Source organism: Caldicellulosiruptor sp. DIB 104C (genome assembly GCF_028198085.1).
In the GTDB taxonomy this organism is placed as follows: Bacteria; Bacillota; Thermoanaerobacteria; order Caldicellulosiruptorales; family Caldicellulosiruptoraceae; genus Caldicellulosiruptor; species Caldicellulosiruptor saccharolyticus.
The window spans coordinates 1663317-1687734 of record NZ_CP116337.1; the positions used below are offsets into that span (position 1 = coordinate 1663317).

Sequence of the window (24418 nt, forward strand, 5' to 3'; positions counted from 1 at the left end):
TGCCTTTTTATTTTACTGCTCTGTAAACCTCTTTTTTGAAATATTTTTGATTAAAAGAATTAACAAGCTTCTTGAACTCATCGCTTTTTAAAAAAGTGTCAAATAGGCTCAAGTCTGGTTTTTTGGGTGAAAAGGCAAAGTAATATGTGTTTGCTAATATTTCTTCCTTGGGATTTTGATATATAACATCCAGTTTATCAAGTTTGTCTTTCATTTTATAAAATGTTGCCTCATCAGTTAAAATAAAAGCCTCCTTTTCATTTGCAAGATTTAAACTCATCCCCATCCCCTGACCTGACTTTATATAGCCTTTAAAATTTGGCTTTGTTTTTGCCAGTTTCCATATCTCAAGCTCTCTAATATACGTTGCAGAATTGTCAGCCCGGGACACAAATTTTAAATTTTTATTTTTTATTATCAAAAATGCCGCCTCAATAGATTTTACCTTCTTGAATAAATTCTTTTTGCTTTTTGGACCCACAAGTATAAAGTAGTTTGAAACAAAAGGAGTATACTTCTGGATAAGCTTTTGTTTTCTGAGATCATCCAAAAAAGATTTTTCATGGATGATTATTCCATCAGCATCTCCATTTTTGAATATCTTCACAGCCTGACCACTGCCAACAGAGATAAAATTAAGTTTCATATTATTCTTTTTTTCAAACTCAGGAACAACAAAACTTAAAAATCCACTGTCATATATACTTGTAGTTGTTGCTATTTTATATGTTTTAACAGGTTTTGAAAAAGAATACAGTGAGAAAGTAGAGACAAAAGTTAAAAGAATGCATACTAAAACAACTTTAAATATAACTTTTTTCATCTTTTAACACTCCTTTTTTTTAACATAGTCACTCTTTTGAAACAAAAAAGGATACTCCCCCGCTTTGAACAAACTCGGAAAGAGTATCCTTTAAATCTTTCCTTTCCAAAGCGGGAGGCGCAGTGGTTTCCCAAACCTGCACCCTATCGGCCAAAGCACCATGAAGAGGGAAAAACCCCTCTTTTTAGGTTGCAATGGCTCGGAAAGATTTTCAAAATTCAAAATTTCTATATTCATTTGTCAAAAGGTTTACAATCAAACACTTACCAACAAGCGGTTCTCCCTGCTTTGAGACCAGTTTACAAAACTCAGAAAGCTCAAGTGCTGCTGTTAACATTGGTGCAAAAATTGGATTGCCAAGATCTTTTTCAGCACCCTCAACATTTTTCTCTCCTAAAAGTTTTTCTATTCCAGGTGTGTCTTTTGTGATGATGGCAATCTGTGCATACCAGCCAGCACACCCGCCGTGGATTAAAATCTTGCCTGTCTGTTGTACAAACTTAGATAAACTTTTTCTTATCTCCATGTTGTCTGTTGCATCAAATATATAATCTGCCTCAAGTAAAAAGATTTCAAGGTTTTCTAAATATGCCTTTTCTTTTATGGGTTCAAAATACACATTAGGGTTTATCTCTTTTACCCTCTTTTCAGCTTCAAAGACTTTGTATTTGCCTAAGTTGTTAATATTTGATAACACCTGTCTGTTGAGGTTTGTTTCATCAAATGTATCCATGTCAACTGCTATAATCTTCTTTACCCCAAGTCTTGCCAAACCTTCAATCAAAAACCCGCCTATGCCACCGACACCAACAACAGCAACCACTGTTGCAAAAAGCCTTTTTTGTCCTTCTTCAGTTAAGGCACCAATATTTTTTAAGAATCTTTTTTGCATAAAACTTTATCCTCCAGTTGCAAATGGAGTAATATACACACTATCATTGTCTGAAAAAATATAAGTATTGTCAACTTTTTTTTGGTTTACAATAACAAATCCAACTTTGTCAGCTGGAATATTAAGCTTCTGAAGAAGGGTTAAAACATCTGTGTTCTTTTCTATCTCAAGCTCAAACTTGCCAACTCTGCTGCCATACCTTTTGAAAAAATCATTTACCTCTACTCCAATTTTCATATTCTCTTTCCACCCTTTCAATATACATCTTCAAAAGCCTGTTTAACCTCTCCTCGTTCATCTTTCCCCAAAGAGTTGGTGTTTCAAAAATTCTCTTTGGGAATTTGTAATTTTCAAGTGAATAGCCAAGTTCCTTTTTAATCTTTAGTTTCGTAAAAAAGATGTCATTGCCAAGGCGGGTCAGGTCTTCGTTCGTCCAATTAATACCTACTGAATTTAGAGCTTTCAAAATTGTTGCTCTGTCATATACCTTCCTTGCAAAAAGGCAGATGCAAAGTGAAGTCAAAACAGCCCTTTCTTTTTCCTCGTTTATTAGATAATCTATTATATCCTCATCATTTAGTTCTTTCGCACTCTGGTCATATGCATACCCTGCATTATCCAAGTGAGAGTGTCTTGCACCAACAGTCTGACCAAGAGCAAACGCATAGCCTGTGTGATATCCTGCCATCTCATTGCCACCATACAAAAGTGCAAACTCTTCTCCACCGTATTTTTTCACAGCTTCTTTCAAACCTTTGCCAATTGTGTAGTAAAACTCGTTGCTTCTATCTGCAATATTATCAATTGCTTTAACATACTCCATGGTGTTGCCAAACTCAAGGTCTGCAAGAGTGTCTTCTCTTGTAATAAGACCTTTTTTGAGTGCCTCCGTTGCCCATGCCAAAACAACACCGGTTGAAATTGCATCAAGCCCTGCAAGTTCAACCTCTTCTATAATCTGCAAAACCTCATCTGTTGTCTTTATTCCAAGAAGGCTTCCCAAAGCATAAATCAGCTCATGGTCGTATGATACTGCTATTGACTCATATTCATATCCTTTGTCAAACTCGCGCCTGAACTGTCCTATATGAATACATCCAATTGGACAGCCGACACATGAAACCTTTCTTATTAGATTCTTTTCTGCAAAAGTCTCCCCAGATATGTCATCTGCATGCTCAAAATTGGACTGCAAAAGGTTCTTTGTTGGCAGTGAATTTATAGCGTTTAAAACCTTGATGTTCATCGGAGTTCCAAGCTCATGGTATTTTGCCATGGCGTCTGTTTGTGTAACCTTTTTGTAAATCTCTTGATACGTTTTAAAATACTCTTTCAGATTACCAATTGGCAGGTCTTCCTCGCCCATTATCATCATTGCTTTTAAATTCTTACTTCCAAAGACTGCTCCAATTCCAAGTCTTCCAAAATGTCTATAAGTATCTACATTTACACACGAATATGTCACAAGATTTTCTCCTGCTTTTCCAATTCTTATGATACTTCTTTTACCAGGGCCTGGCTCTCTTTCTCTTATCAGTCTTCCGACCTCTTCAACATCAAGCCCCCACATAGCTCGCGCATCTTTAAATTCTATAGTTTTGTCTGTTATAACGAGATATGTCGGCTTTTGGGCTTTTCCAGTTATGACAATTGCGTCATACCCTGCATTTCTGATTGCCATGGCAAGTCTTCCACCTGCATGGCTCTCACCATACTCACCTGTGTGAGGTGAGATAAACGTCGCAACAGCTTTTGTCACAACAGGAAATATTGTTGAAAGCGGACCAATTGAGATAATAAGTGGTTGCTGCTGATCAAGTGGCGGAAGGTCTTTTTTCATGTTCTCTTCAAGTAGCTTTGCAGCAACTCCGACTCCACCTAAGTATTTATACAAGTCCTTTCTTTCTTGGATATCTGCTTTTTTGTTTGTAAGGTCTATATATAGAACCCTTATAAAATCTGTCCCTATCATTTTACTCGCTCACCTCTTCCATACTCAAGCAATTATGAGGACACATTCTAACACATGCTCCACAATGCTTGCAAACTATAGGAATTTTCCTATCGTAGTCCATGTGAATAGAACCTACAATACAAGCCGAAACACATTTTTCACAGGCAATGCACTTTTCTTCTATTAGCCTTACGCCTCCACCCGGACGCTTAACTAAAGCATTTGTTGGACAAGCCTCTGCACAGGCAGGTTCTTTGCAAGCAACACATATTGTTGCTGCAAACTTGCTCTGAAGTCCTCCCCTTGTCTTTACTTTTATAGAGCTTTTTGCCAAGTTATGATTGTTATGATTCACAGCTGCACATGTAAGCATGCATGTAAAACATCCAAGGCATTTGTTCATATTGTCAGCCCGAAGAACCTTTGGCAATTAAATCACCACCTATTAACGAATTGATTAATTATAACAATTATTTACTCCCAAATAGGCAGTATATAATTATTTATAGCCACATGGACTCCAAACTAAACAGTTCAGCTTGTATTTGTTTATTTTTTAACAATCTTATTATACCACTTGATATGAAAGTTTACAATATGTCTTCTTGCAATTTAAAATTTGTATTCTGAAGACCCATGTTATATAATTTTAACTAAAATGTCGTTATTCAATAGTAGGAGGCGACAAGTATAAATGAAACTTGGAAGATTTTTTTATGCAAATAAGACATTTTTCGGACTTGCGGAAGATGATATGGTAAGAGTTGTAAAAAGTATAGACCCACTGACTGTAAGCAATGAAACTTATCCAAAAGAAGCCTTGAAAATTTTATCTCCTGTAAAACCCTCAAAAGTCATCTGTGTGGGACTCAACTATAAAGACCATGCAAATGAGCTAAAACTTGAAATCCCTCAAACTCCTGTTCTTTTTCTAAAACCCCCAACATGCGTAATCGGACACATGGAAAGTATCATATACCCAGAGGATATGAGCAAACAGGTAGATTACGAAGGTGAGCTTGCAATAGTTATTAAAAAGGAGTGTCGAAATGTCACACCTGACGAAGCAAAAAAATACATATTGGGCTATACCTGTGCAAATGATGTCACTGCAAGAGACCTGCAACCCAAAAATGGACAATGGACAGTTGCAAAATCATTTGACACATTCTTGCCACTTGGCCCTATCATAACAGATGAGATTGATCCAAATAATAGTAGAATTAAAACATACCTGAATGGAAAAGTGGTACAAAGCTCAAATACCAACAATTTTATATTCAATGTAGAAACTCTTGTAAGCTATATAAGCTCAATAATGACATTAAAACCATTCGATGTGATTATAACTGGCACTCCTTCAGGAATTGGACCAATGAAAAGAGGTGATATTATTGAAGTTGAAATTGAAGGAATAGGAAGGCTTACCAATTATGTTGAATAAAAAGCATGAAGGGCTGCATAATTAACTTTGCAGCCCCTGAAATCTTAAAAAAATTTGCAACCTTTTTTGGTTTTAGACTGCATTGTGAACAAATGCAACTATCTTTCGGCATGGAATGTCAACTATTGAACCAAGACCACAAAATCTTCTTGGTCGATGATAACAACAGTATCTTTGTCTTCTATGGTGTTCATCATAATCTCTGTCTCTGTCTCTTCCTTCGTCGTAGTCTCTGTACATAAAATCTCTGTACATAAATGGGTCATCTGGTGCTGTTCCAATTGTGACAATGAGTCTTATAAACCTTGGTGTAACTAAAGCCAACACACCTGTAAATCCTTGACCGCTCTCGCCGCCACTTTCGGTAAATACGGTAACTGTCTCTCCTAAGTATCTTCTCATGTGCTCACAAATGTCATGACAGTGGTGCTCGTGGTCCTCATACCTTAAATCCATTTCTTCTGACATATCATCTTACCCCCCATAATTCATATTATGTCACCTTTCACTAACATAATATGAATTATGGGTAAACTATGTTACACAAAATATATTTTAGCTTCCAAAGTCCTCAACAATCTTTATTGCATCTTCAAATGAGTTTACAACTATGCCCTTTTTCAAATCCTCAACCTCTTTTTCTGGTAAATCGTCTATGCTTATTGGAGTTACCAATTTAAGATTGTCACCATCAATAGGCTGAGAATAAAAAATCGCTACCCTGTCATCTTTGATTGAAATTATAAAGTGATTAGAGCAATAACCTTCAAACGTTCTACTGATTACTACATATTTAGAGTTAAACGCATCTATTTCCCAGCCACTAAAAAGGCTTTTAAAGTCCTCCTTGGTCATGTTGACAAATTCCTTAGAGATATTGGACTTCTCTTCAATAATGTGCCCACAGCCTTTAAAATATTTTCTCACAACTAAAATTGTGTCCTCATTTATTCTCTGTGAAAAACTGTCTTTTATATATGCAATTTCAGTAATGTTCTTTCCTTTTAACTGCTGCTTTGATTTTATCTTGCTTTTTTCTATGGTTATAGTAAATCCTACCACAAATGATATTAGAAATAAGAAAATTATAATAGCAGTGAGAACGGCAGTCCTAAAATAGAGCTTCATATAACTTAGCCTCCATTAAGATGGACTTTTTTACTATTATTCCCTGCCAATCTCACTGCTATACATAAAAAATTTATTCTTCCTCTTCCCAGTTATGATACACTTCTTTCACATCGTCATTGTCCTCAAGCATGTCAATCAGCCTTCTCATCTTTTGTGCATCTTCTTCAGAAAGTCTCACAGTTGTTTGAGGGATCATCTCTATCTGAGCTCTTATAAATGTAAATCCTTCCTTTTCTAAGCCTTCTCTGACCTTTGAAAAGTCCTCCGGAGTGGTTATTATTTCATACACATCCTCTTCTGAAGCAAAATCCTCTGCACCGTACTCTAAAGCCTTTTCCATTACAAAGTCTTCATCTGGAAAGTTTTCTTTCTCTATTACTATTACACCTTTTCTGTTGAACATCCAAGAAACGCATCCAGTCTGACCCAAATTACCGCCATTTTTGTCAAATATATGCCTGATTTCGCCTGCTGTTCTATTCCTGTTATTTGTCATAGCTTCAACAATTACAGCAACACCGCCTGGTCCATAGCCTTCATATGTAATGTCTTCGTAGCCTGTTGTGTCAATCTCACCAGCTGCTCTTTTTATAAACCCCATTATCTTATCCATAGGCATATTGTTAGCCTTTGCCTTGGCAATTACATCTCTCAGTTTCGGATTTGTCTCAGGGTCGGGCCCATACATCTTTGCAACCACCATTAATTCTCTTCCTAACTTTGAGAAAATCTTTCCTTTCTGAGCATCTGTTTTCTCCTTTTTGTGCCTGATATTTGCCCATTTCGAGTGTCCAGACATCCGTTTTCCCCCTACCTTAAATGCTCATGTATTTTCATTATGGAATTATAAATTCAATTTAGGGTTAATGTCAAATGGAATTTATTCATACATATTAATATTGAACATTAATATAGCATAAAAATTAAGAGATAATGAATAAGAAGATTATAAACCAAATTCTCACACTCACGCTGTGCAACATCTTAACATACAGCTTATTTTTCTTTTATAGAGTTTTTATTTCAAGACAAATTGGGTCTGTTGGTATGGGTCTTTATACATTTGGCATGACCTTATATTATCTATTTTATAACATCTCAAGCGGTGGAATTTTGACAGCAATATCAAAGTATATAGCTGAAACCTCTGATTTGCCTGAAATAAAAATAAAAACCGCTTTTGTAATGAGCAGAATTATATTTTTGTGGAGCATTGTAATTGCAATTTTCTTTTCACTTTTAAACCCCATATTTTGTAATACCATATTTAACACACCTATACTCCAAAAAACTATATATCCTCTTATCATTTGTACAGTAGTTGTCTCACAATCAGCAATCCTAAAAGGCTTTTTTTATGGAATCCAAAATCCTGCTCCACCTGCTCTTGCTGAAGTGTTTGAAAATATCATGAGGCTTTCAATTATATGTCCCCTTTTTTTAAGTCTTGACAAAAGTGCTTCATTTGAAACAAAACTTTTACTTACCTTTCTTGGAATACTTTTGGGTGAGATTTCGAGCTGTGGTTTTCTCATAGCAGCATATAAGATTAAATGTTCAAAAAACAGACTTAAGATTGATATAAACGAACTTGCTGAGATACCTTCTAAGATATTCAAAATCTCTATTCCTTTAGCAACAATAGGCGTACTTGGAATGATATTTCAATCGCTTGAAAATATGATTATACCAAAACTCTTTGAGTTAATTGGTATGAAAAGTACTCAAGCTATTTCAGTGTATGGAATTATAAATGGGATGAGCTTTCCTGCTGCGTTACTACCTCTTGTGATAATCAATTCACTTTCGACTATAATAATCCCTACAATTTCTGAGATAAAGATGTATAACAAAACCTTAAACTCACGAATAAACTATTTTATCCTCGCAACGTTGATAGTCTCTCTGCCAATCACCTGCATATTTTTGCTCTACCCAGTGGAGATTTGCCAGTTACTTTACAAAAATCAATTAGCTGGAGTTTACTTAAAACACATCTCCCCAGCAATAGTGTTTTACTATCTTTCTGTTACACTTTCAAGTATATTAAATGCCCTTGGGGAAGTAATTTTTAATTTTGTCCAAAATACCATTTTGACAATTATTCGTCTTGTACTTTATGTACTCCTCATATTAGTTATCAAAAATGAGTTGCCATATATCTGGATTACAAATATCTTTGCTCTAATTTCCTGTATTGTAATGATAGAGAAGATTTCAAATTTAAAATTTAAATTCACAATTGAAAAAAGTACAATTCGTGTTCTTCTTTTTTTGTCATGCATTTGTTTGCTTATTATGGTTGTGCTTCTTCATTTTCATATTACAAATATAAAGATATTCATACCATTATTCTTAAGCGGGTATGCATTTTTTGTTTTTGTTACTATGCTATATCAAAAATGGCGTAAGAAAAATTGAAGGTACGTATACATAAAACAATGCCTGAGCTGTAACCACTACGAACAGAATTAAAAACGCTTTTGCTTTTGATATACCAAACCCTTTTGAAAAAGCCTCATAAAGAGATACCAAAAATGACATTTCACTTACTTTGAAAACTACAAAATTCAGCGGCAAAAATGACAATACAATTCCTGCTAAGAATATATAACATGGAATTAAATACGAAACGGTAAGTGTTGTTGCAATCTGCGAAAGATTTGTTCTTTTCTTTGTTAATATTGATGATATAACAAACAAAACTATACTCATAATAAAAAGTCTCAAGATTTCTACAGAGAAAAGGTTTATTACAAGTTTTGCCAACCTCAAATCTTCTATATCAGATTTTATTCTATCTGTGAAGAAAATCAGACCAGATTCATGTGGCAACATTTCATTCCCACTTCGAATCTGGATATATACATACAATGAAAATAAAATCAAATAAATTAAAAATACTATTATTCCCACAATAAAATTATTGATAAGAGAAATGTCTTTGATAAAATGCAAAGGATTCAAGATAATATTTTTGTATATATTTTCTTTTCTGCTCACAGAAATATCACATCCTTTTGTTTGAAGTTTTTCTAATCTTCTAAATTGCTTCAAGAAATAGCCCTTTTCTCTCAACCAAAAAATTGCCTGCTGTCACATCAGAAATATTTTTGATGAGGCTCTCCACATCCTCTACTCTTACTAAAACAATGATGTCTACCACCTGCGAATACTCTATTCCCAATATCTTAGCATTAGTCTTCTCTATCAACCACCTGATCTTCTCAAAATTCGGATAGTCTAAAGTGACAATTATCTTCTCACATTCATGATACTCTAAAATCCCCGCTTTTTCAATAGAAGCCGCAGCAGCTTGTGTATATGCTCTTACTAAACCAGATGCACCAAGAAGTATACCACCAAAATAGCGTGTCACAACAACAAGTACATTAGAAAGTCCATTTTTTCTTATAACCTCCATTACAGGTAGACCTGCTGTGCCCTGTGGTTCTCCATCGTCTGAATATTTCTGGATTGGATACTCAATACCATATGTATAGGCATAAACGTTATGAGTTGCATCATAAAACTCCTTTCGGACTTCATTCAAAAAATAATCCACCTCATGCTGATTTTCTACTCTAAATGCAGAGGCAATAAACCTTGACCTTTTTTCTACAATTTCTGTTCGTGCATTTTGTTTTATAGTCTTGTAGCCCATCTTTGTATCATTTCTCCTTTTTGTAAGAGTGTTATAAATATGATATATTTATGGTAATTGTGATTTCTTAGTAAAAACCAAAACATTGAAGCAAAAGGGCTGTCACTTTTTATAAAAAGGACAGCCCTTACCCTGAATTTCTCCGAATTATATTATAAACATCAATTTAAATATTCACAAGCTGCTTATATTGTTCATACGCATAGGATGCCAAAGCCTTGTCTTGGCTATAAGTAATCTTCTGGATAGCCTCTTCAATATCAAAATACCCAGCGTCAAACACGTTTTCATCTTTATTCTCTTTCAAGAACTCTGGGGACTTTGCCTCCATGATATACCACACAATTTTGTTGCACACTGGCTTCTGACGTGTTACTGAATAGAACTCATAACTTGTCTGACCTGCTGTTGAGAGAATTGTCGCATCAATTCCAACCTCTTCTTTTACTCGTCTTACTGCTACCTCTGGTGCAATCTCACCATTTCTAATAACACCTTTTGGGAAGACCCACTCACCTTTCTCGTTCTTCATAATAAAAATCTTCCCTTGGTAGAATACAACCCCACCTGCACAATTTCTAATCAGCACTACGGACAACCCCTTTCTTTTATTTTAATAAAAATTTCCCCCCTACTTTAATAATACCCTCTTTATTCACCATATTCAACAAATTTCATTATATGATTAAATTCTCTCAACAATCATATCAAGCAGATTATCAATACCCCTGCCATCCTGAGCACAGATAAAAACATGAGGTACATTGTCAAAAACATCCACAGTTGAAAGGTCCACCTTATCTATCTTGTTGTAAACCCTTATTAGAGGGATATTTTCTGCTCCAAGGTGTTTTAGCAAATTCTCAGATACCTTTATGTGGTCATAATAATACGGGTCAGATATATCTACAACGTTCAGTATAAGGTTTGAATACTTGACTTCTTCCAACGTTGAGGAAAATGCTTCAACAAGATGATGTGGCAAGTTTCTTATAAACCCAACAGTATCAGTGAGCAAAAATTCTTTGCCTTTGTGGTACACTCTTCTTGTAGTAGTATCAAGTGTCGCAAATAGTTTATCTTCTACCAGAACATCTGCCTTTGAGATTCTATTCATGAGAGTAGACTTCCCTGCGTTTGTGTAACCAATTATTGACACCACCGGCACCTGGTTTTCTATTCTGCTTTTTCTCTGTACTTCCCTGCTTTTTTTTACTTTTTCAAGCTCTTTTTTTATCTCTTCAATTCTGCGCTGGATATGCCTCCTGTCAATTTCAAGCTTGGTCTCACCAGGCCCTCTTGTTCCGATTCCACCACCAAGTCTTGAAAGCAGCACCCCAGTCCCACGCAGGCGCGGAAGCAGAGTCAAAAGCTGTGCAAGTTCTACCTGAAGTTTCCCTTCTCTGGTCCTTGCACGTCTTGCAAATATGTCAAGTATCACATCAGTTCTATCTATCACTTTTCTTAAAAGTAGCTCTTCTAAGTTTTTTATCTGAGCAGGTGAAAGTTCTCTGTTAAATATCACAACATCTATATCTTTTTGTTGACATATTGAAAATATCTCTTCTGCCTTACCCTTTCCTATAAAATACGCAGGATCTATATTCCTTCTTACTTGCACTACCTTGTCAACAACTTTAACCCCTGCTGTCTTGCATAAGCTCTCAAGTTCTTCTAAAAGGTGCCTGTCAAGTTCAGATGAACTTTTTGTCCACACATCAACAAGCAGAGCCTTTTCTTCTTTTTCGACCAAAATCTCGTGAATTTTTTCTCTTTCCTTCTGTTTTTCATCAACTTCTGAAATCTTCGACGAAATATCAAGATTGTAAAAGTACTCTATTTTATGCGGTCCAATAATTTCAACCTCTTTCAGTTGGCTACCCCAAAAAGCTATGCTAGCTTCCTCAGTTTTTAGCGAGATTGTCATTACATAGTCATACTTTTTCATTATGAGTATGGAAAGGTCAAGTATTGAAGGATGTGATGCAGAAGATAACCTTGTAAAGATCAATGCTGCCTTTTTAGGGAAAGAATCTTGGTTTTCAAGCTCTGCAAATTCTTTCTTTTCTATTAGAACCTCTTCAATTCTGCCTTTTCTGTTTAGAGCAATTGCTATTTCCTTATTGAGGTTCAGTGAAAATTCTTTCAGTGTGTTGTATACAAACTCATCAATCATATATTCTTCTGTCTGATGGAATTTAAGTTTTTGAATCATATTGTGATAATACTCTTTTATTCGTGCCATACAGTTTGTTAAAACACCTCCTTATTAGTAACTTTACCTTGGATAAAATCTTTTAGTCAAAAAAAGCCCAAACCTAAGAGACTTTTTCTTCACCTTAGGCTTGGGCTTTTTTATTATTCAATTATTGTTGTAACAGAGCCTGCACCAACTGTTCTTCCGCCTTCGCGGATAGCAAATCTGAGTCCTGACTCAATAGCAATTGGAGAGATAAGCTCAACTGTCATTTCAACATTGTCACCAGGCATACACATTTCAACACCCTCAGGCAGGGTAATGGTTCCTGTAACGTCTGTTGTCCTGAAATAGAACTGTGGTCTGTAACCATTGAAGAATGGTGTATGTCTTCCACCCTCTTCTTTTGTCAATACGTAAACCTGTGCTTTGAATTTAGTGTGAGGTTTAATTGTGCCTGGCTTTGCAAGAACTTGACCTCTTTCAACCTCATTCTTCTGAATACCTCTGAGAAGGCATCCAACGTTGTCACCTGCCACTGCTTCGTCAAGCACCTTTCTGAACATCTCAATACCTGTTACAACTGTCTTTCTTGGCTCTGGAGCAAATCCAACAATCTCAACCTCTTCACCTGTTTTGAGTGTTCCTCTTTCAACTCTACCTGTAACAACTGTACCTCTACCTGTAATTGAGAACACGTCTTCAATTGGCATCAAGAATGGTTTGTCAACGTCTCTTTGTGGAGTTGGAATGTACTTATCTACTACATCCATGAGCTCTAAAATACATTGATACTCTGGTGCATTTGGATCCTGTGATGGTGACTCTAAAGCCTTCAAAGCTGAACCCTTTACAATTGGTACCTCGTCACCTGGATAACCATACTTTGAAAGAAGCTCTCTTACTTCCATCTCAACAAGCTCAATCAATTCTGGGTCATCTACCATGTCTACCTTGTTGAGAAATACAACGATGTATGGAACGTTAACCTGTCTTGCAAGCAAAATATGTTCTCTTGTCTGTGGCATTGGACCGTCAGCTGCAGAAACAACTAAGATAGCACCGTCCATCTGTGCAGCACCTGTTATCATGTTTTTAACGTAGTCAGCATGTCCTGGACAGTCAACATGCGCATAGTGTCTTGCATCTGTCTCATACTCAACGTGAGCTGTGTTGATTGTAATACCTCTTTCTCTTTCTTCTGGTGCCTTGTCAATCTGGTCATAAGCCATGAATTGAGCCTTATCCTTGAGAGCTAAAACCTTTGTGATTGCAGCTGTCAATGTTGTCTTACCATGGTCAACGTGCCCAATTGTACCTATGTTTACGTGTTGTTTTGTTCTTTCAAATTTAGCCTTTGCCATCCTAATTTTATCCTCCTTCACGATAATATTTTATTTATGTGAATTTTTAAAATTGCAACCGCAGTTTAAGATTATTTTAACACTTATTTATTCTTCATTTCAAGAATCTTATCAGCAATATTCTTTGGAACTTCTTCATAGTGATCAAACTGCATGGTATACGTGCCGCGACCTTGGGTCTTGGACCTCAGATCAGTTGCATATCCAAACATCTCAGCAAGTGGCACGTACGCGCGAATAACCTGAGCATTTCCTCTCAGTTCCATACCTTCAATTCTACCTCTTCTTGCGTTTATATCACCCATTACATCACCCATATACTCTTCAGGTACAACAACCTCAACCTTCATTATAGGCTCTAACAGTACTGGCTCTGCCTTTTTCATACCTTCTCTGAAGGCTTGAGCTGCTGCAATCCTGAACGCCATGTCACTCGAGTCGACCTCGTGGTATGAACCGTCAAACAGAGTTACTCTAACATCCACAACTGGGTATCCTGCCAACACACCAGATTGCATAGCTTCTTGAACACCTGCGTCAACAGATGGTATGAACTCTTTTGGTATCACACCGCCGACAATCTTATTGACAAACTCATACCCTGCTCCTCTTTCAAGCGGTTCAAGCTCAAGCCAAACGTGACCGTATTGACCCCTACCACCAGATTGCCTAATGTACTTGCCTTCAACCTTGACAGATTTCTTGATTGTCTCTTTGTAAGCAACCTGAGGTTTACCTACATTGACCTCTACCTTGAACTCTCTTCTCATTCTGTCAACAATAATCTCTAAGTGCAACTCTCCCATACCTGCAATGAGTGTTTGCCCTGTTTCATGGTTTGTTGATACCTTAAATGTTGGGTCTTCTTCTGCAAGTCTCTGAAGCGCAATACCCATCTTCTCCTGGTCAGCTTTGGTCTTTGGTTCAATAGCAACCTGTATAACAGGTTCTGGAAACTCCATAGACTCTAAGACAATTGGATGATTTTCATCACAGAGCGTGTCACCTGTTGTAGTATTAGAAAGACCTATCGCTGCACAGATATCACCGGCATATACTGCATCAACGTCCTCTCTGTGGTTTGCATGCATGTGTAAAAGTCTTCCAACTCTTTCTTTCTTATTCTTTGTTGAGTTATAAACATACGACCCTGCATGAAGAACACCTGAGTAAACTCTCAAGAATGTCAGTTTACCAACATATGGGTCAGACATAATCTTAAATGCCAATGCACAAAACGGCTCATCTTCACTTGTCTTTCTTTCAATCTCTTCACCAGTATCAGGTGAAAATCCTTTTACTGCCGCAATGTCAACCGGTGATGGCAGATAGTCAACAACTGCATCCAAAAGTGGTTGAACACCCTTATTTCTATAAGATGAACCACAAAGCACAGGTGTCATTTGCATATTGATTGTTGCCTTTCTTATTGCGGCTTTAAGTTCTTCAACTGTAATTTCTTCACCCTCTAAATACTTCATCATAATCTCTTCGTCTGTCTCAGCAACAGCTTCTAAAAGCTTGATTCTATATTCCTCAGCAATGTCTTTTACCTCATCTGGTATCTCTGTTTCCTGTGCAACCTTTCCCAAGTCATCTACATATATAATAGCCTTCATTGTAAGAAGGTCAACAATACCTCTGAAAGTATCCTCTTTCCCAATTGGAACCTGGATTGCAACAGGGTTTGCACCAAGTCTTTCTTTCATCATTTCAATAACATTGAAAAAGTTAGCACCCATTATGTCCATTTTGTTGACATAGGCTATCCTTGGAACACGGTACTTATCTGCCTGTCTCCACACAGTCTCTGACTGAGGCTCAACGCCGCCCTTGGCACAAAATACAGCAATAGCACCGTCAAGCACGCGCAAAGACCTTTCTACCTCAACAGTGAAGTCCACATGTCCTGGTGTGTCAATGATGTTTATCCTGTGCCCTCGCCACTCACAAGTTGTAGCAGCTGAGGTTATAGTAATTCCTCTCTCTTGCTCTTGTTCCATCCAGTCCATTGTGGCTGTACCTTCATGGACTTCGCCCATCTTATGGGCCTTACCAGTGTAGAAAAGGATTCTTTCTGTTGTTGTTGTTTTTCCCGCATCTATATGAGCCATAATACCAATATTTCTTGTTTTTTCAAGCGGAAACTGCCTGGGCAATTTCTTCTGTCCTCCTTGTTAAGAAAGTAGTATTACCATCTATAATGTGCAAATGCTCTATTTGCTTCTGCCATTCTATGTGTATCTTCTTTCTTCTTAACTGCACCGCCTGTGTTGTTTGCTGCATCCATAATCTCTGCTGCCAGTTTTTCTTTCATCGTTCTTTTATCTTTTCTTTCTCTTGCATACTCAACAAGCCATCTAATACCAAGCGAAAGTCTTCTATCAGGTGAAACTTCAATTGGAATCTGGTATGTTGCACCACCAACTCTTCTTGGTCTTACTTCCAACACTGGCATCACATTGTTAAGTGCTGCTTCTAAAACTTCAAGTGGATCTTTACCAGTCTTTTCTCTTACTATATCAAATGCACCATATACTATTTTTTGTGCAATGGACTTTTTCCCATCATACATCACTTTGTTTATAAGCTTTGCTACAACCTTATCATTGTAGACCGGATCTGGCAATATCTCTCTTTTCTTAACTGGCCCCTTTCTTGGCAACTCTACCCCTCCTTTTTAAAAACTCTATTACTTCTTTCACCTCACATTATTTTACGCCACTTTAAGCCACCTTATTTCTTTGCAGCGCCTGCTGCCTGTTGTTTTGGCCTTTTTGCCCCGTATTTAGAGCGGCCCTGTCTTCTGTTAGCAACACCAGCACAGTCCAGTGTACCTCTTACAATATGGTACCTGACACCTGGTAAGTCTTTGACTCTTCCACCTCTTACCAACACAACAGAGTGCTCTTGCAAGTTATGGCCAATACCAGGAATGTAAGCTGTCACTTCAACACCATTTGTAAGTCTGACTCTCGCTACCTTTCTCAAAGCAGAGTTTGGCTTTTTAGGTGTAACAGTCTTAACAACTGTGCAAACTCCTCTTCTTTGTGGGCAGCTTATGTCGTAGTATTTCTTTTTTAGTGAATTAAAACCCTTTTGGAGTGCTGGTGCTTTTGACTTTTCAACCTTCTTCTCTCGTCCGAATCTTACAAGCTGGTTTATTGTCGGCATCTGTACACCTCCTTGTTAAAAAATCTTATTCAATTATTGCGGCAGATGATGCTGCCACACTTATACCACAAATCTTGCCAAGTTCCTTTTTAGAATCAACAAAGACAAGTTTTATACCCTTTTGTTTGCACATATCTATAATATCCCTCACTACCCATTCGTCGCTATCTTTTGCAACAAAAACTACCTTGGCTTTCCCTTTCTGGATAGCTTGGGCAGTTTGGCGCGCTCCTACAGTCTTAGGAGAAGTTTTTAAAGCTTCTATGTCTGATGACAAATTCACTTCCTCCCCTTTTCATATGGAAGGTGTAAAATTACACTCAAATATAATAACACTCAAATGATTTTATGTCAAGAAAGTTTAAAACAAGGTTTTTTTGAAGTTTCACAAGGGGCATGCCTTAAGCTTTCTTTTTAAGACATACCCCTTTTAAAAATCTCTTTATGCTTTCTCTTCCACTATAATATTTCTATACTTTGCCATACCTGTCCCAGCTGGAATAAGCTTACCTATAATGACATTCTCTTTAAGACCAATCAGTGGGTCAACCTTACCTTTAATTGCTGCATCTGTCAGAACTCTTGTAGTCTCTTGGAAAGACGCAGCCGACAAGAACGATTCTGTAGAGAGTGCTGCTTTTGTTATACCAAGAAGCACCCTTCTTCCAAGCGCAGGACGTTTGCCTTCTGCTATCGCTCTGTCGTTTTCTTCTTCAAACCTGTATATCTCTACAATGTCGCCTGGCAAAAGTTCTGTATCTCCTGGGTCTTCTATCTTGACCTTCTTCATCATCTGCCTGATTATTATCTCTATATGCTTGTCGTTTATATCAACACCCTGCATTTTGTAAACCTTCTGAACCTCAGCCAAAAGGTAGCTTTGAACACCTCTTGGACCTTTTATCCTCAAAAGATCATGTGGATTGATCGAACCTTCTGTTAGCTCATCCCCTGCTTTGACATAGTCTCCATCATTTACTTTTAATCGCGCTCCGTAAGGTACTTCGTACGTCCTCTCCTCACCATTGTCATTTCGAACAGTGATTGTCCTCTTCTTGTCCTCCTTGATAGAGACATACCCTTCTATCTCAGAAATTATTGCAACGCCCTTAGGTTTTCTTGCCTCAAATAGCTCTTCAACCCTTGGAAGTCCCTGTGTGATGTCCTGTCCTGCAATACCGCCTGTGTGAAATGTTCTCATTGTAAGCTGGGTTCCTGGCTCACCTATTGCCTGTGCTGCGATTATACCAACTGCTTCACCTACGTTTACTGGCTGACCTGTGCCAAGGTCAAGTCCATAACATTTTGCACATACTCCATATCTTGTTTTGCATTCAAGTACTGACCTGACATACACGCTCTTTATATCAGCATCTACTATTTTCTGTGCTATCTCTTCTGTGATAAGTTCATTTCTCTTTACTATGACCTCACCAGTTTGCGGATGCAGAATGTCAGCTGCAGCATATCTTCCTATGACCCTTTCTTCAAGCGTTTCAATAATTTCTGTGCCATCCCTAATCTCTTCTACCCAAATACCTTTATCTGTACCACAATCCTCTTCTCGAACAATTATATCCTGAGCAACATCAACAAGCCTTCTTGTCAAATAACCTGAGTCTGCAGTTCTCAATGCTGTGTCTGCCAAACCTTTTCTTGCACCGTGTGTTGAGATAAAGAACTCTATTACGTTTAAGCCCTCTCTAAAGTTTGACTTTATAGGCATCTCTATTGTCTTTCCAGACGGGTTTGCCATAAGTCCACGCATACCTGCAAGCTGTGATATCTGATTTTTTGAACCTCGTGCACCTGAGTTTGCCATCATGAATATTGGGTTAAACTCATCGAGATTTCGGATAAGTTCTTCGGTAAGTTTGTCTTTTATCTCGTTCCATATACTGATAACTTGTTCATATCTTTCCTCGTCTGAAATCAAACCATGTCTGTATAGTTTTTCAACATTCTCAACCTTTTGTTCTGCCTCTGCTATGAGTTTTTGCTTGACTCCTGGAATTACCATGTCCGAAACTGAGATTGTAATTGCTCCTCTTGTGGAAAATCTAAATCCAAGTTCTTTTATCTCATCTAATATCTCTGCTGTCCTTGTCGTCCCATACACCTTGATACATCTATCAATAATTTTACCCAGCATCTTCTTGTCAACAAGAGTGTCTATCTCATACTTTAGCAAGTTCTCTTTTTTGCTCCTATCAACAAAACCTAAATCCTGTGGTATTACCTGATTTAGTATAATCTTACCCGGTGTTGTCTCAACAATACCTGAAACCACTTCTCCATCTTTTTCAATTGTCCTTCTCACCTTAATTCTTGCATGAAGTCCAACTACTTTGTGCTCATATGCAAGCAGTGCCTCATCCTCTGAGGAGAATATCTTTCCTTCACCTTTATCTCCTTTTTTCTCAAGCGTTAGATAATAGATTCCCAAAACCATATCCTGCGTTGGAACTACAATAGGCTTTCCATCAGCAGGTTTAAGTAAATTATTCGCAGAGAGCATCAAAAACCTTGCCTCAGCTTGTGCCTCTGCAGAAAGTGGAACATGTACTGCCATCTGGTCACCGTCAAAGTCTGCATTGTATGCTGTACATACAAGAGGATGAAGCCTTATAGCTCTTCCTTCAACAAGAACTGGTTCAAATGCCTGAATTCCAAGTCTGTGCAAGGTTGGAGCTCTGTTTAACAAAACTGGATGGTCTTTTATGACCTCTTCTAATATGTCCCATACCTCACTTCTTTGTCTTTCGACTGCTTTTTTAGCATTTTTTATATTGTTACATATTCCCTTTTCAACAAGTTTTTTCATTACGAATGGCTTGAAAAGCTCAAGTGCCATTTCTTTTGGAAGACCACACTGATAAATCTTTAGCTCAGGTCCAACAACTATAACAGAACGACCTGAATAGTCAACACGTTTTCCTAAAAGATTCTGTCTGAACCTTCCCTGTTTGCCTTTTAGCATATCAGAGAGTGACTTCAAAGGCCTGTTTCCAGGACCTGTTACAGGTCTTCCACGCCTACCATTGTCAATAAGTGCATCAACTGCTTCTTGTAACATTCTCTTTTCGTTTCTGATAATTATGTCAGGTGCGCCTAACTCCATTAACTTTTTCAAACGGTTGTTCCTATTTATAACTCTTCTGTACAGATCATTCAAATCAGATGTTGCAAATCTCCCTCCATCGAGCTGGACCATTGGACGAAGTTCAGGTGGGATAACAGGTATTACATCTAATATCATCCACTCAGGTCTGTTTCCTGATTTTCTGAATGCCTCGACAACTTCAAGCCTTTTTATTATTTTTAGCTTCTTTTGACCTGTTGCTGTCTCAAGCTCTTGTCGTAGCTCTTGAGAAAGCTTGTCTAAATCTATCTCTTTCAAAAGCTCTTTTATAGCCTCTGCTCCCATTCCAGCCCTGAATCTGTCGCCATACTTTTCTTTTAGCTCCCTGTATTCCTTTTCAGATAGTATTTGTTTTTTCTCTAAGTTTGGCACATCGCCGGGGTCAATGACAACATATGCCGCAAAGTATAAAACCTTTTCCAAGTTTCTTGGGGTCATATCAAGTATAAGACCCATGCGGCTTGGAACACCTTTGAAATACCAGATGTGAGAAACAGGGGCAGCAAGTTCAATGTGCCCCATTCTCTCACGTCTTACCTTTGATTTTGTCACCTCAACACCGCATTTGTCACAAACAACACCTTTGTATTTTACCTTTTTGTATTTTCCACAATGACACTCCCAGTCTTTTGTCGGACCAAAGATTTTTTCACAAAAAAGTCCATCCTTTTCTGGCTTTAATGTTCTATAGTTTATAGTCTCAGGTTTTTTGACCTCTCCGCGTGACCACTCTCTAATCTTTTCTGGAGAAGCAAGGCTAATCTTTATGGCATCAAAATTGAACAAATCCATCTGCCTTACACCCACCTTTTTGAGGTTTTACTCATCGATATCGTCATCTGCACTCTCATCTTGTTCTTGGCTTGCATCCATTAAATCTTCATAGAATTTCTCTTTATCATCATCTTCTTCGCCATTCTCAACTTCCTCAAGTCCTCGCTCAAATGCACCAAGACCTTGTGGCTGTTCGTCTTCATCTATAGACTCTTTAAGTTCAATCTCTTTATTATCTTCTGACAGGAGTTTTACATCAAGGCACAAGCTCTGAAGCTCTTTCACCAAAACCTTGAATGATTCAGGAATACCCGGTTCTGGAATATTCTCTCCTTTTACAATTGCCTCATAAGTCTTTACTCTACCTGTCACATCGTCAGATTTAACAGTCAAAAGCTCTTGCAGCGTATACGCAGCACCATATGCCTCAAGTGCCCAAACCTCCATCTCACCAAATCTCTGGCCACCAAACTGAGCTTTACCACCAAGCGGCTGTTGTGTAACAAGCGAATATGGTCCGGTTGAGCGTGCGTGAATCTTATCATCAACAAGATGAACAAGCTTTAACATATACATGTATCCTACAGTGACTTCATTATCAAATGGTTCGCCTGTTCTGCCATCATATAGGATAGTCTTTCCATTTGGTGAAAGTCCTGCAAGATTCAATGCTTCTTCAATGTCTTCCTCTTTTGCACCGTCAAATACAGGTGTTGCAACTTTCCAGCCAAGCGCCTTTGCTGCATATCCCAAGTGTGTCTCCAAAATCTGACCAATGTTCATACGTGACGGCACACCTAATGGGTTTAACACTATATCAACCGGAGTACCATCTGGTAAAAATGGCATATCTTCAACAGGTAAAATCCTTGAAATAACCCCTTTGTTTCCGTGTCTTCCTGCCATCTTGTCGCCAACTGAAATCTTTCTCTTCTGTGCAACATATACTCTTACAAGCTGGTTTACACCAGGCGGCAGCTCATCGCCTTTGTCACGTGAGAATACTTTTACATCAACAACTATTCCACCCTCACCGTGAGGTACTCTCAAAGATGTATCTCTTGTCTCTCTTGCCTTTTCACCAAAGATAGCACGAAGAAGTCTTTCCTCAGCAGTGAGTTCTGTCTCACCTTTTGGTGTGACCTTACCTACAAGAATGTCTCCACTTTTCACTTCTGCACCAATTCTGATAATTCCTCTTTCATCTAAGTCTTTTATTGCATCCTCACCAATATTTGGTATATCCCTTGTAATCTCTTCTGGTCCCAGCTTTGTGTCTCTTGCTTCACACTCGTATTCCTCTATATGAATGGATGTGTATACATCCTCTTTTACAAGTCTTTCAGAAATCAATATAGCATCTTCATAGTTATAACCTTCCCATGGCATGAACGCAACAAGGACATTTTTACCAAGTGCAAGCTCGCCATGGTCGGTTGATGGACCGTCTGCTATAACCTCTCCTGTTTTTACTTCTTGACCTTTTCTTACAATTGGTCGCTGGTTGAAACATGTGCCTTGGTTTGTCCTCTTAAATTTCAAAAGGTGATATACGTCCTTTGTACCATCATGATTCTGGATGACAATTTCATCAGCAGATACTTTTTCAACAATACCATCTTTTTTGGCAAGTACACAAACACCAGAGTCTACCGCAGCTCTGTACTCAACACCTGTTCCAATAATCGGCGATTCTGTAGTCAAAAGTGGTACCGCCTGACGTTGCATGTTAGAACCCATAAGTGCACGGTTTGCGTCGTCATTCTCTAAAAATGGGATTAATGATGTAGAAACTGAAACAATCTGTTTTGGCGATATATCAACAAGGTCTACCTCATGCTTGTCAACCTCAATGATATCTTCACCAAATCTCACAGTAATTCTTTGGTTTATAAACCTCCCTTCTTCGTCTACAGGTTCTGTTGCCTGAGCTATCTTGTATGTGTCCTCCTCGTCTGCTGTAAGATACACTACCTCATCAGTTACTCTCGCTTCTTTTTTGTCAACTTTCCTATAAGGGGTTTCTAAAAATCCATATTCGTTAACTCTTGCATATGTTGCAAGTGATGTAATAAGACCAATGTTTGGCCCTTCTGGCGTCTCTATAGGGCACATCCTTCCATAGTGAGAGTGGTGAACATCTCTTACTTCAAATCCTGCCCTGTCTCTTGAAAGTCCACCAGGCCCTAATGCAGAAAGTCTTCTCTTGTTGGTCAGCGCTGCAAGTGGGTTTACCTGGTCCATAAACTGAGAAAGTGGGCTTGAACCAAAGAATTCTTTAATTGCAGCTGTTACAGGTCTAATATTTATCAATGTCTGTGGTGTGACAGAATCAATATCCTGTATTGTCATTCTCTCGCGAATGACTCTTTCCATTCGCGCAAGACCAATTCTAAACTGGTTTTGTAAAAGCTCACCAACAGCCCTGACCCTTCTGTTTCCAAGATGGTCTATGTCATCTGTATGACCAATGCCATATTTCAAGCCCAAGAAATAACTTGTCGCAGCAAATACATCATCTCTTGTAAGACAATATGGAACAAGCTCTCTTTCTCTCTCTTTTATCAGCTGTTTTATTTCATTTACATCGTTTGTTGTGGACAAAATCTCATTTAAAACAGGCAAATACACAAGTTCTTTGATATTCAAATCGGATACATCAAAATCCACATACCTGTCAAGCTTCACAGTGTTATTCCCAACTACCTTGAACACCTTGTCATCCTCTACATATACCAATACCTCATTAATTCCTGCATCCTGAATATTAAGTGCTGCCTCTCTTGAAATAATTTCTCCTTCCTTTACTAATATCTCGCCTGTTCTCTTATCAACAATATCCTCAGCAGCTCTTTTGTTGAAAATTCTTTTCCACAATGATAATTTTTTATTCAATTTGTATCTTCCAACTTTTGCCAAATCATAACCTCTTGGGTCAAAATACATCCTTTCAAGAAGATTTTTTGCATTTTCAACATTTGGCGGCTCTCCGGGCCTCAGTCTTCTGTAAATCTCCAAAAGTGCATTTTCAACAGGATTCCCTATCTCACCCTTATTTGCCTCTTTTTCTAAGGATGCTTTTAATCTCTCGTCTTCTCCTAATTTGTTAAATATTAGTTGCTGATTGTAAAGACCAAATGCCTTGAGCAAGGTGGTTAAAGAAACTTTCCTTGTTCTATCAAGTCTTACAGATAGAAGTTCGCTTGTATCTGTCTCAAACTCAAGCCATGCGCCCCTGTTTGGAATTATAGTACCAGAAAAAATCTTCCGACCCTGTTTGTCAATTGAAGATGCAAAATAGCACCCAGGTGAGCGTATGAGCTGGCTTACAATTACTCTTTCAGCACCATTGATTATAAAGGTTCCGGTTTCAGTCATTATTGGAAATTCGCCCATATAAATGTCCTGCTCTTTTATCTCACCTGTTTCTTTGTTAATGAGCCTTACCTTAACCTTTAGGGGCCTTGCATATGTTGCATCTCTTTCCTTACACTCTTGTTCTGAATATTTTGGTGGCCCGTCAAAGTAATAGTCAACAAACTCTAAAAGCAAATTCTCTGTGTAGTCTTTGATAGGAGAAATCTCTCGCAAAACCTCTCTAAGTCCTTCGTCTAAAAACCACTGAAATGACTTTTTCTGGATTTCCAATAGATATGGCAAATCCAGAACCTCTTTTACCTTCCCATAGCTCATTCTTTGTACCTTTCCATACTGCACAGGACGAGGTAGTGCCAACTAAATCACCTCTTAAAAAATTTCCTTATCTTTATTATTATTTCCTCAAAATTACAATTTATTCATGAAAACATTTATAGACATCAAGCTTATTTAGAGCAGCCTGGATCTGAAAGGAATTCAC

Annotated in this window: 21 protein-coding genes and 1 riboswitch; of the genes, 2 read left to right on the forward strand and 19 right to left on the reverse strand. The window is 37.8% G+C overall.

The window, feature by feature from the left end; genetic code table 11:
- Positions 1 to 7 precede the first annotated feature (7 nt).
- The 5 genes from PGC14_RS08365 to PGC14_RS08385 all read right to left on the reverse strand — a co-directional run bounded on the left by PGC14_RS08365 (position 8) and on the right by PGC14_RS08385 (position 4099).
- Positions 8 to 823 (reverse strand): extracellular solute-binding protein, encoded by an 816-nt coding sequence (locus PGC14_RS08365; RefSeq protein ID WP_011916532.1) that lies wholly within the window; start codon positions 821 to 823, stop codon positions 8 to 10.
- 82 nt (positions 824 to 905) lie between these two features.
- Positions 906 to 1040: riboswitch (molybdenum cofactor riboswitch) on the reverse strand.
- On the reverse strand, positions 1035 to 1715 hold the full coding sequence (locus tag PGC14_RS08370; RefSeq protein WP_011916531.1) for a HesA/MoeB/ThiF family protein: 681 nt from the start codon (positions 1713 to 1715) through the stop codon (positions 1035 to 1037). (Overlaps the previous riboswitch by 6 nt.)
- Before the next feature lie 6 nt (positions 1716 to 1721).
- The gene (locus tag PGC14_RS08375; RefSeq protein ID WP_011916530.1) at positions 1722 to 1952 is read right to left on the reverse strand and encodes a MoaD/ThiS family protein; all 231 of its coding nucleotides are present in this window, start codon (positions 1950 to 1952) and stop codon (positions 1722 to 1724) included.
- Positions 1927 to 3687: an aldehyde ferredoxin oxidoreductase N-terminal domain-containing protein gene (locus PGC14_RS08380; RefSeq protein ID WP_011916529.1), complete on the reverse strand. Its 1761-nt coding sequence runs from the start codon at positions 3685 to 3687 to the stop codon at positions 1927 to 1929. Before PGC14_RS08380 ends, PGC14_RS08375 begins: the two co-directional genes overlap by 26 nt.
- Before the next feature lies 1 nt (position 3688).
- Positions 3689 to 4099, reverse strand: coding sequence for a 4Fe-4S binding protein (locus tag PGC14_RS08385; RefSeq protein ID WP_011916528.1), 411 nt, complete (start codon positions 4097 to 4099; stop codon positions 3689 to 3691).
- Positions 4100 to 4363: 264 nt separating this feature from the next.
- Between PGC14_RS08385 and PGC14_RS08390 the strand changes: the two genes are divergently transcribed.
- On the forward strand, positions 4364 to 5113 hold the full coding sequence (locus tag PGC14_RS08390) for a fumarylacetoacetate hydrolase family protein (RefSeq protein ID WP_271628659.1): 750 nt from the start codon (positions 4364 to 4366) through the stop codon (positions 5111 to 5113).
- A gap of 72 nt (positions 5114 to 5185) precedes the next feature.
- Here the strand turns inward: PGC14_RS08390 and PGC14_RS08395 are convergent, their stop codons facing one another.
- The 3 genes from PGC14_RS08395 to PGC14_RS08405 form a co-directional block, all read right to left on the reverse strand.
- A complete protein-coding gene (locus PGC14_RS08395; protein WP_011916526.1) occupies positions 5186 to 5581 on the reverse strand; it encodes a hypothetical protein in 396 nt (131 codons plus the stop codon).
- A gap of 87 nt (positions 5582 to 5668) precedes the next feature.
- Positions 5669 to 6241, reverse strand: coding sequence for a BofC C-terminal domain-containing protein (locus tag PGC14_RS08400; protein ID WP_271628660.1), 573 nt, complete (start codon positions 6239 to 6241; stop codon positions 5669 to 5671).
- 73 nt (positions 6242 to 6314) lie between these two features.
- Positions 6315 to 7043, reverse strand: a complete 729-nt coding sequence (locus PGC14_RS08405; protein ID WP_011916524.1) for a YebC/PmpR family DNA-binding transcriptional regulator — start codon at positions 7041 to 7043, stop codon at positions 6315 to 6317.
- Positions 7044 to 7177: 134 nt separating this feature from the next.
- Between PGC14_RS08405 and PGC14_RS08410 the strand changes: the two genes are divergently transcribed.
- On the forward strand, positions 7178 to 8665 hold the full coding sequence (locus PGC14_RS08410; RefSeq protein WP_271628661.1) for an oligosaccharide flippase family protein: 1488 nt from the start codon (positions 7178 to 7180) through the stop codon (positions 8663 to 8665).
- Here the strand turns inward: PGC14_RS08410 and PGC14_RS08415 are convergent.
- From PGC14_RS08415 to rpoB, 11 genes are all read right to left on the reverse strand, one after another.
- Complete coding sequence (locus tag PGC14_RS08415) at positions 8636 to 9301, reverse strand: hypothetical protein (RefSeq protein ID WP_271628662.1); 666 nt, start codon at positions 9299 to 9301, stop codon at positions 8636 to 8638. The genes PGC14_RS08410 and PGC14_RS08415 overlap by 30 nt on opposite strands.
- The gene (locus tag PGC14_RS08420; protein WP_271628663.1) at positions 9288 to 9908 is read right to left on the reverse strand and encodes a YigZ family protein; all 621 of its coding nucleotides are present in this window, start codon (positions 9906 to 9908) and stop codon (positions 9288 to 9290) included. The genes PGC14_RS08415 and PGC14_RS08420 overlap by 14 nt, the downstream gene beginning before the upstream one ends.
- A 166-nt stretch (positions 9909 to 10074) precedes the next feature.
- Positions 10075 to 10497 (reverse strand): NUDIX hydrolase, encoded by a 423-nt coding sequence (locus PGC14_RS08425; RefSeq protein ID WP_011916520.1) that lies wholly within the window; start codon positions 10495 to 10497, stop codon positions 10075 to 10077.
- A gap of 96 nt (positions 10498 to 10593) precedes the next feature.
- Positions 10594 to 12123, reverse strand: coding sequence for a GTPase HflX (hflX, locus tag PGC14_RS08430; protein WP_011916519.1), 1530 nt, complete (start codon positions 12121 to 12123; stop codon positions 10594 to 10596).
- A 143-nt stretch (positions 12124 to 12266) separates the two neighbouring features.
- Positions 12267 to 13469: an elongation factor Tu gene (tuf, locus tag PGC14_RS08435; protein ID WP_039767326.1), complete on the reverse strand. Its 1203-nt coding sequence runs from the start codon at positions 13467 to 13469 to the stop codon at positions 12267 to 12269.
- An 83-nt stretch (positions 13470 to 13552) separates the two neighbouring features.
- The gene (gene fusA, locus PGC14_RS08440) at positions 13553 to 15628 is read right to left on the reverse strand and encodes an elongation factor G (protein WP_039767328.1); all 2076 of its coding nucleotides are present in this window, start codon (positions 15626 to 15628) and stop codon (positions 13553 to 13555) included.
- Between the two features lie 32 nt (positions 15629 to 15660).
- Entirely contained in the window at positions 15661 to 16134 is a 474-nt protein-coding gene (gene rpsG, locus PGC14_RS08445) for a 30S ribosomal protein S7 (RefSeq protein ID WP_011916516.1), read from the reverse strand.
- Positions 16135 to 16205: 71 nt separating this feature from the next.
- Positions 16206 to 16643, reverse strand: coding sequence for a 30S ribosomal protein S12 (gene rpsL / locus PGC14_RS08450; protein ID WP_011916515.1), 438 nt, complete (start codon positions 16641 to 16643; stop codon positions 16206 to 16208).
- 25 nt (positions 16644 to 16668) lie between these two features.
- The gene (locus PGC14_RS08455) at positions 16669 to 16920 is read right to left on the reverse strand and encodes a L7Ae/L30e/S12e/Gadd45 family ribosomal protein (RefSeq protein ID WP_011916514.1); all 252 of its coding nucleotides are present in this window, start codon (positions 16918 to 16920) and stop codon (positions 16669 to 16671) included.
- Positions 16921 to 17085: 165 nt separating this feature from the next.
- Positions 17086 to 20577, reverse strand: a complete 3492-nt coding sequence (rpoC, locus tag PGC14_RS08460) for a DNA-directed RNA polymerase subunit beta' (protein ID WP_271628664.1) — start codon at positions 20575 to 20577, stop codon at positions 17086 to 17088.
- Between the two features lie 27 nt (positions 20578 to 20604).
- Entirely contained in the window at positions 20605 to 24252 is a 3648-nt protein-coding gene (gene rpoB, locus PGC14_RS08465; RefSeq protein WP_271629872.1) for a DNA-directed RNA polymerase subunit beta, read from the reverse strand.
- Between the last annotated feature and the right edge of the window lie 166 nt (positions 24253 to 24418).